Source organism: Dehalococcoidia bacterium (genome assembly GCA_035574915.1).
Taxonomy (GTDB): domain Bacteria; phylum Chloroflexota; class Dehalococcoidia; order DSTF01; family WHTK01; genus DATLYJ01.
On the sequence record DATLYJ010000022.1, the window covers coordinates 1 to 7,544 of the forward strand.

Annotated in this window: 8 protein-coding genes; 1 reads left to right on the forward strand and 7 read right to left on the reverse strand. The window is 68.5% G+C overall.

What is annotated here, in order from left to right:
• From VNN10_02135 to VNN10_02165, 7 genes are all read right to left on the reverse strand, one after another.
• On the reverse strand, positions 1-528 hold a 528-nt coding region (locus VNN10_02135; GenBank protein HXH20800.1), incomplete at its 3' end, for a polysaccharide deacetylase family protein.
• 10 nt (positions 529-538) lie between these two features.
• Complete coding sequence (locus VNN10_02140) at positions 539-1,558, reverse strand: N-acetylmuramoyl-L-alanine amidase (GenBank protein ID HXH20801.1); 1,020 nt, start codon at positions 1,556-1,558, stop codon at positions 539-541.
• 40 nt (positions 1,559-1,598) lie between these two features.
• A complete protein-coding gene (locus tag VNN10_02145; GenBank protein ID HXH20802.1) occupies positions 1,599-2,348 on the reverse strand; it encodes a D-alanyl-D-alanine carboxypeptidase family protein in 750 nt (249 codons plus the stop codon).
• Between the two features lie 244 nt (positions 2,349-2,592).
• Positions 2,593-2,874, reverse strand: coding sequence for a hypothetical protein (locus VNN10_02150; protein ID HXH20803.1), 282 nt, complete (start codon positions 2,872-2,874; stop codon positions 2,593-2,595).
• Between the two features lie 114 nt (positions 2,875-2,988).
• Entirely contained in the window at positions 2,989-4,623 is a 1,635-nt protein-coding gene (locus VNN10_02155; GenBank protein HXH20804.1) for a methylmalonyl-CoA mutase family protein, read from the reverse strand.
• A 310-nt stretch (positions 4,624-4,933) separates the two neighbouring features.
• Positions 4,934-6,433: a TldD/PmbA family protein gene (locus tag VNN10_02160; protein HXH20805.1), complete on the reverse strand. Its 1,500-nt coding sequence runs from the start codon at positions 6,431-6,433 to the stop codon at positions 4,934-4,936.
• Positions 6,426-6,968, reverse strand: coding sequence for a pyridoxamine 5'-phosphate oxidase family protein (locus tag VNN10_02165; protein ID HXH20806.1), 543 nt, complete (start codon positions 6,966-6,968; stop codon positions 6,426-6,428). Before VNN10_02165 ends, VNN10_02160 begins: the two co-directional genes overlap by 8 nt.
• A 160-nt stretch (positions 6,969-7,128) precedes the next feature.
• Between VNN10_02165 and VNN10_02170 the strand changes: the two genes are divergently transcribed.
• Positions 7,129-7,544: 4Fe-4S binding protein (locus VNN10_02170; protein HXH20807.1), on the forward strand; the 416-nt coding region annotated here is incomplete at its 3' end.

The window sequence follows — 7,544 nt, forward strand, 5'->3', positions numbered from 1 at the left end:
GGCGCCGTACGGCGCCCGCCAGAGCGGCCGCGTGCTGACGCCAGCCACTCGCCGCAGCGCCTCCTCCGCGCGCTCCATCTCAGCCAGCACCTGGGCGTCCGACAGCTCCCGGAAGTCGGGATGGGACCAGGAATGGTTCGCGACTTCATGCTCGGCGGCGATACGGCGCGTGAGGTCCGGATATGTGGTCGCCCACTGGCCTGTGAGGAAGAAGGTCGAGCGGACGCCGGCCTCGCGCAGGGCGTCCAGGATTGCCGGCGTCGGCACGCCGGAGGCGCCGCAATCGAAGGTCAGCGCCATCTCCCTGCGCTCGGTGTTGCCAAGCGCCACTTCCCCCGGTGGCCGTGTTATGCGCGGCGCCGGCGTCGCCGTCGGTTCGGGCGTGGGCTCAGGCGTGGGCGTCGTAGTAGGCGCTGGCGGCCGCGTAGCGGTCGCGGCCGGCGGCTCGGGTGTGGGCGACGGCGGAGGGTCGTCGCTGCCGCCGCAACCCGGGAGCACGAATATGGCCGCCGCCGCGAGGGCCGCCACGTGGCGGGGACTAATCGGCGGCATAGTACCGGCGCAGGCCTTTCGCCAGGCCTCGAGCGATTACGTCGAGCGAGTCCGGCCGCAGGATGAGGGTCTCCACAACCCATGGGTTCGAGAGGAACTCGACCTCCACGATCGCCGCAACGTAGCGGCCCTGGTGCAGCGACATCGGGTTGTTGCCCGTGGTCATGAGACGGTAGCACGTCCGGCAGTTCGAAGGGTCGGCGCCGTTGGCGCGGATGACGGCGGCGTTGTTAGCGATCATCCGCCTTGTCTCATCCGGCGAATAGCGTTGGTAGGAGTCGCTGCGGACCCCGCGGTCGACCGCCTCGAAGCCGGCGGCGCGCAGTTCGTCCAGGAGCGCTTGCAGCAGCAGCGAAGCGAGCCGGCGACCGTCGTCGGCGCGAGGGCCGTCGACCGTATAGTAGACCTCGGTCCCACGGACGCGCGGGTCATCGAGGCCATTGAAGTGCACCGACACCAGGACGTCTGCCTCGAAGGCGTTGGCCCAGTCGATGCGCGGCTGCAGCCGCTCCGGGGCGTCCTCGGCCACGGCGACGCGCACGCGGCCGTCGCCCGTGTAGTCGTAGGGCTCCAGTTGCAGGCCGCCGCCCTCGTCCCGCGGCCGGCGGGTGACGCAGACCGCGGCCCCCTCGGCGATAAGGAGGTCCGAGAGCCGATAGGCGACGCTCAGCGTCAGCTCGTGTTCGTGCAGCAGGACCCCATCGGCCGGGTGCCGCGGCACGGCGCCGCTGGAATTCCGGCCCGTCGCGCCCGGGACCCAGTACGCATCGTGTCCCGGATCGATGCAGATGCGGCGGCCGCTGAGCGGGACGCGCTCCGGCGCCGTCGCCGGCTCGGCAGGCGGCGAGACGGGGTCCTCGGCGGCTGCCTCGAGCAGTGCTGCCGCGGAGGCAGGGAGGGCGGCGTCCTGGGCGCGAGCTTGCGGCCGCGACGTGCAGGCCAGGACGGCCACCGCGAAGGGCAATAGCAAGGCTCCCACCAGCGCGCCGAGGCCCGCCTTCGCCATCACCCGGCCCCCGGGGTCTCAGCCGCGCTGCGGCCGGCAATCACGGCCAGGCGTAGGTGGTGAACGCCCAGTTCAGGAGACGGCGGGCGTCTTCGTTGCGGGCAGGAGAATTGAGGACCACTACAAACAGACGATGCCCGTTGCGCGCGGCGGAGGCGGCGAGCGTGGAGCCGGCGCTGCGGGTATAGCCCGTCTTGACGCCGTCGGCGCCAGGGTAGTAGCCGAGGAAAGTGTTGATGTTCGTCAGAGGTATCGTGCGGGAGCCGCGCGCGACCCAGGAGCGCGCATTCACGAGCTCGTGGAAGCCCGGCAGGCTCATGGCGTAGCGCGAGAGCATGGCGATGTCGTAGGCGGAGGCGAGGTGCTCCCCGCGGCCGAGGCCGTGAGGGTTGAGGAAGTGGCTCTCGCGCAGTCCCAGGCGGGCCAGGAGTCCGTTCATGCGCTCGACGAAGGCGCCGTCGGAGCCGGCAAGGTGTCTTCCGATCGCGAGGGCGGCGTCGTTGCCCGAAGGCAGCATGAGCCCGTAGAGCAGGTCTCGCAGCGAGAAGCGGTCGCCGGGCTCCAGGCCCATCACGGTGCTGCCGCGCATCACGCGGCTGTCGACGTCGACGGTGACCTCGTCGTCGAGGTTGCCATGCTCCAGGGCCAGGATGGCCGTCGCGATCTTGGTCAGGCTTGCCGGCGGCAGGCGAAGGTGAGCGTCCTTGTCGTACAGCACCGCCCCCGAAGCCTCATCGATCACGACGGCCGCGAGGCCGGCGATCTCCGGGGGAGGTGTGGCCGCACGCAATGCGGGAGGGGGCGCCCAGGGCTCTGGCAGAGGGAACGCCGGCGGCGCGATTACTTCCTCGGCCGCAGGTGGGGGATCGGGCAACGGTCCGTCGGCGGGGGGAGCCGGCGGCGCCCCTGGAGGCGCGACGGCGCCGGAGCCGCAGGCGAGCAGCAATGAGGTCAGGAGCGCGACGATACTGAGACCTGAGAGCCTGTGGCCCACGGCACCTGTCCGATATCGGGGTGCCTCAGGCTAGCACACTTTACTCGTTATCAGCCACGCGCCGTTCCCTGTGCAGGCGCTGGTGGCCCCGCCGCCGGCGGGGCGGCGAGGGCAGCGCCTCCTCTGCTGTGAGAGGCCGTGAAACGAAGTCAGGATCGTAGGGATAGGGCACGTGGCCGTAGGCCGTGACCTCCTGGCAGTCAAAGCGGACAGCCTCGTTGCCCGCCCCGTCCAGGCAGACGAGCAGGTTGCCACGGCGCACGAAAGCCTCTCCCTGATCGATCTCGACTCTTCGGCCGTCCCTCAGATAAACGAAGATCACGGCGGACCTCACTCGGGAATCCCTCCCATGCTCGCTCCTGGCGCGCGGCGGCAACATAACCGCGGTCAGCCAATGGCGATAGAGGACATAACGTCCGCCACCGGACGCCCGGCCCTACACGATGAGCGGTTCCTCATAGACCCCGAATACATCCCGCATGACGTCCATCATTTCGCCCAGAGTGCAGTACGCCTTGACGGCGTCGATCAGGGCGGGCATTACGTTCGCTTCGGTCCGGCAAGCACTTTCGAGGGCTCGCAGCGACCGGGTCGCAGCCGTCGCGTCGCGATGCCGCCGGACTTCTGCGAGCCGGGCGCGGTGGCGGCGCTCGCCCTCCGGGTCCATCTCCAGGAGCCGGATATCCAGGGGCTCCTCCAGGAGGAAATCGTTTACGCCGACCACCACGCGCTGCTTCGACTCGATCTCGCGCTCGTAGTGGTAGGCGGCATCGGCGATCTCGCGCTGCTGGAAGCCACCCTTCAGCGCCTGGATGACCCCACCCAGGTCATCGATGCGGTGAAAGTAGTCGTACGCGTCCGCTTCGGTCTCGTTAGTCAGGGCCTCCACCAGCCAGCTGCCGCCCAGCGGGTCGACGCTGTTGGCGACGCCCGTCTCGTGGGCGATGACCTGCTGCGTCCTGAGGGCGATGCGGGCCGCCTTCTCGCTCGGCAACGCCAGCGCTTCGTCCAGCGAGTTCGTGTGCAGTGACTGGGTGCCGCCGAGGACCGCGGCGAGGGCCTGGATGGCCGTGCGGACCACGTTGACCTCGGGCTGTTGCGCCGTCAAGGAAACGCCGGCCGTCTGCGTATGGAAGCGAAGCCACCAGGAGCGCGGGTTCTTCGCCCCGAAGGTGTCACGCATCTCGCGCGCCCAGATCCGCCGGGCAGCGCGGAACTTCGCGACCTCTTCGAAGAAGTCGTTGTGGCAGTTGAAGAAGAACGATAGCCGCGGCGCGAACTCGTCGACCTCGAGACGGCGGTCGAGGCACCAGCGCACGTACTCCAGGCCGTCGGAAAGCGTGAAGGCCAGCTCCTGGGTCGCCGTCGCGCCGGCCTCCCGGATGTGGTAGCCGGAGATGCTGACGCTGTTCCACTCCGGCATCTGCCGCGCGCCGAACTCGATGGTGTCGGTCACCAGCCGCATCGAAGGCTCGGGCGGGAATATGAACTCCTTCTGCGCGATGTACTCCTTGAGGATGTCGTTCTGCAATGTCCCCCGAAGGCGGCGCACGTCCGCGCCCTGCTTCTCCGCGACGGCGATGTACATCGCCCAGATAGCGGCAGCGGGAGAGTTTATGGTCATGGAAGTCGAGACTCCGGCCAGCGGTATGCCGTCGAGGAGGACTTCCATGTCTGCGAGGGAGGACACGTTGACCCCGCAGCGCCCGAACTCGCCCTCGGCTTCCGGCGAATCGACGTCATAACCGTAAAGAGTGGGCAGGTCGAAGGCGATGGACAGGCCCGTCTGGCCCTGCGACAGCAGGTACTTGAAGCGCTGGTTCGTCTCCTCGGCGCTGCCGAAGCCGGCGAACATGCGCATCGTCCAGAGCCTGCCGCGGTACCCCGTGGGGTGAATGCCGCGCGTGTAGGGATACTCGCCTGGTAGGCCCAGGTCCCGTTCGTAGTCGAAATCAGGGACGTCGGTGGGACCGTACAGGCGGCGGACCGGCCGGCCGGAGGCGGTCACGAAGGCCGCCTGGCGTTCCGGGCCAGCGGCGCGCCGCTCCCACTCGTCTCGCCGGGCCTTCAATCGCTCGATGGTTGTCCTGTCGTACACGTCGCGGCCTCCTGGCGTGGCGCCCTGCGCCGCGCGGACGGCCGCCGCGCCTGGTCTGATCATAAGATCGCGGCCGCAGGAAAAACCCCCGATTACGCTGATTGGCACAGAGATTTCATGGCCCGCCGGGGGTCGGGCTGTCGCTGCCCTACGCGCGACGGAGTGAGCGCAGCGCAGGCTATCCATCGAAAGCTTGAGGCCGGCTTCCTTCGGAGCGACCCTCGGGCAGCCATGTCTGCGCTGGATCGGGCCGAAGCGACAATGACGGCTTTCGCGGGCGGGACTAGCGCATTACGCCGACGCGGACGTCGCGGAAGCGGGCAGCGCTGGCACCGTGCCCGGTGTGCATCACCTGCTCCGGCTGCCCCTTGCCGCAGTTCGGCGTGCCCCAGACCACCCAGCCGTCGCGGTTGACGACCGCGTCGCAGGAGCCCCAGAACCGGGGCGTCATGCCCGTGTAGGTAGCGTTCTTCACCAGGTCGCCGAGCTTGCCGTTCTTGATCTCGCGGGCCAGCTCGGTGCCGAACTGGAAGTTCAGCCGCTTGTCGTCGATGCTCCAGGAGCGGTTAGTCTCCATGTAGAGGCCTTCGTCCGTGTCCGCGATGAGGTCCTCCAGCGTCCACTCCCCCGGTTCCAGGTTCACGTTGGTCATGCGGATCAAGGGGATGCGGTTCCAGCCGCTCGCCCGCATGGCGCCGTTGCTGCGGCCTTCCAGGAGCGCTGGATCGATGGGCGCGCCGGCATCGGCCAGCGTCCGGGCCGCCGGCCCAAGGGTGGCAGCGGTCTCGCGTGAAGTGAGGTAGCCGACGAAGAGGCCATTGCGGACGACAGGCACGCGCTGCGCCGGGACACCTTCGTCGTCGAAACCAAAGGTGCCAAGGCCGCCCGGGATGGTGGCGTCCGCGGTCAGGTTTACGACTTCCGAGCCGTAGCGGAAGACGCCGAGCTTGTCGGTCGTGAGGAAGCTGGTTCCCGCGAAGGCCGCCTCAGTGCCGAGCACGCGGTCCAGCTCGATGGCGTGGCCGCAGCTCTCGTGCACCTGCAGGGCCACCTGGGAGCCGTCGAGGATTACGGTTGTGACGCCGGGCGGGCAGGGCTTGGCCCGCAGCAGCGCCGCCGCCTCCTCGGCGATGCGGCCGGCGTTGCTCGGCAGGTCCCAGCGCTCCACGAACTCCCAGCCTTCCGTGCCCTGGTGGCGGCCGACGCTGTTGGGGTAGCTGCGGTTCTGCACCTCCCCTTCGTCGACGGCGGTCGCTTCCAGGCCGCAACCGGTCTCGACGAGCTCCTGCTCGATGTAGGCGCCCTCGCTGGAGGCGAAGGTCTTGCTTTCGCGCTGGTTGTAGGTGCTGGCTTCCGCCATGACGATGCCCGGGACCGACATCATCGCCTCGCTGCAGCGCACGAGCAGGTCGATCTTCTTGTCCAGCGGCACCGCGAAGGGGTCCTTCTTGACCGGCGTCGCGTACTTCGCGATGTGACGCACGGGTGGACCGATCTCCGCCCGCGGCCCGCGGACCAGGGCCGAAGCCTTCGCGATCTTCACGGCTTGCGCGGCAACGCGGTCGGCCTCCGGCGCCGAGAGGTCGTTGCTCGCGGCGAAACCCCAGTAGCCGTCCACGATGACCCGCACGCCGAAGCCCAGGCCCTCGTCCAGCACCAGGCCCTCGACGTTGCGGTTGCGGACCGTGACCGACTCCGACCGGAAGTGCACCAGGCGCACGTCCACGTAAGACGCGCCGCGCATCCTCGCCGTGTCCAGGGCCCGCATCACGACGTCACGCATGCCGGAATGCCCCCTCATCGCCGTCGAAGACCCACTTCGTCGCCCGGTTCGGGAAGCCCTGGAGAGGCCAGGCATAGACGACCTGCGGCCGCAGGCACCAGAACGGCTCGAAATGGGAAACATCCAACGGGGCGCCTTCCTGGAAGTACTGCGGGTACTTCTCTCGCGACGCCGCCATCGAGGCCGGGCCGAGAGGGTCGGCAGGGTCTGTGACGTACTCGGCCTCGCCTTCGAGGATGATCGCTTCGCTTTCAGTGGGCAGATGGACCGACAGGGCGCGGTTACGGCGCAGGTTCCGCACCCAGCGCGTCCGGTCTGAGCCGCCGAAGCACAGCGCCCCCATCACCCAGACCCCGTCGACCGGCCTCGCGTGCGGCCTGCCGTCCGGCGAGATTGTGCCGAGCCAGTAGTTGCGCGCCGCCTTCAGGCGGTCCTCGACGTAACTCCAGGACAGGAGGACGTCTTCGGAGCCGCCGCGGGCGCCGTATTCGCTGGGAAAGCGCGCCCTGGTGACTGAGGCCCTTTCTTCCGTCATTCCCCTCCTCCTGTCTTGACCGAGTCCCCCATGCAGTAGAGGCGCGCCCGGCCCCGGCTCCGATTCTACCCTTGTTCCTGTTCCAGGGCCGCACCTATACTCCGGTTTGACAGCCCCTTCGGGACGCCGATACGATCCTTGGGCACGGGGAGGCGAACTTTTGGCTTATAAAATCATCGAAACGTGCATCGGCTGCACCGCCTGCACCAAGCGCTGCCCCACCGAAGCCATCACCGGCGTCCGTAACCAGATCCACGTAATCGACCCCGACCTCTGCATCGACTGCGGCGCCTGCGGTGTCGTCTGTCCACCCGAGGCGATCCTGGACGAGTTCGGTGACGTCTGTAAGACCTTCCCGCGCCGAGAGTGGCCCAAGGCAATCGTCATCGAAGACAACTGCATCGGCTCCGGCTGCGAGCTGTGCATCAACGTCTGCCCCTTCGAAGCCCTCGAGCTCGACCTCTCCGGGGAGCGCGTGGGCGACTTCTTCGGCGTGACCAGGGTTATCGAGCGAAAGTGCACCGGCTGCCGTCTCTGCGAGACGGCCTGCGGCTGGGGCGCAATCTACATCGACCC

Excerpts from the sequence above, each read along its gene's own strand:
- VNN10_02140 (HXH20801.1), bottom strand. The coding sequence starts at position 1,558 with ATGGCGAAGGCGGGCCTCGGCGCGCTGGTGGGAGCCTTGCTATTGCCC.
- VNN10_02160 (HXH20805.1), bottom strand. The coding sequence starts at position 6,433 with ATGCGTGACGTCGTGATGCGGGCCCTGGACACGGCGAGGATGCGCGGC.
- VNN10_02165 (HXH20806.1), bottom strand. The coding sequence starts at position 6,968 with ATGACGGAAGAAAGGGCCTCAGTCACCAGGGCGCGCTTTCCCAGCGAA.